This window comes from Mycobacterium sp. 852002-51613_SCH5001154, from assembly GCF_001667425.1.
Taxonomy (GTDB): Bacteria; Actinomycetota; Actinomycetes; order Mycobacteriales; family Mycobacteriaceae; genus Mycobacterium.
Window position 1 is genome coordinate 1 of record NZ_LZII01000072.1, and the last position, 684, is coordinate 684.

The window sequence follows — 684 nt, forward strand, 5'->3', positions numbered from 1 at the left end:
GTTGAAGATGTCGGCGCCGGTGTTGCCGAACCCGGCCGCCGACAACAGCGCCTGGTCCAGATCCTTCTGCTGCGCGTTGATGGTCCGCGACGTGATGACCGCGTTGTTCAGGAAGTCCAACAGGTCCGGCGCCGCGTTGGCGTAGGTGTCGCCCAGCCCGGCGAGCTGCTGAATGTCATGACGCGCCTGCGGCAGCTGCGGATTGACGTCATCGAGGATCGCGTTGGCGTTGACCACCGACTGGCCGAACTTGTCGCCCAGCCCGGTCAGCGCCTGGGCGGCCGCGCTCAGCGTGAGGTTCAGCTTGACCGGATCCACCTTCTCCGCGATCGAGGTGACGGTCTGGAACAGGGTGTTGATCTCGGTGGTCACCGAGCGCGCGTCGATCACCGTGTGCTGGTTGAGCTTCTGCGGCGACGGGTTTTGCGGCGTTGTCAACGAGACGTACTTGCCGCCGAACACCGTGGTCGCCTTAATGTCGGCGTTCACGTTGGCCGGAATCAGCGACAGGTATCGGGGGTAGACCTCCAGCGTGAACTTGGCGGCCGGCTTGCCGTCACGCACCGTCTCCGCGATGTTGCCCACCCGGCCGATCTCGACCCCGTTGTAGGTGACCTTCGAGCCCGGATCCATCACCAGCCCGGCCCGCGACGCCAGCATCGTCAACTTCGTCTTCGGCGTGAA

At 64.9% G+C, this 684-nt stretch carries 1 protein-coding gene; it reads right to left on the reverse strand.

Annotation, left to right across the window (positions count from 1 at the left end; genetic code table 11):
- On the reverse strand, window positions 1-684 hold a 684-nt coding region (locus tag A5750_RS19185; protein ID WP_156664365.1), incomplete at both ends, for an MCE family protein.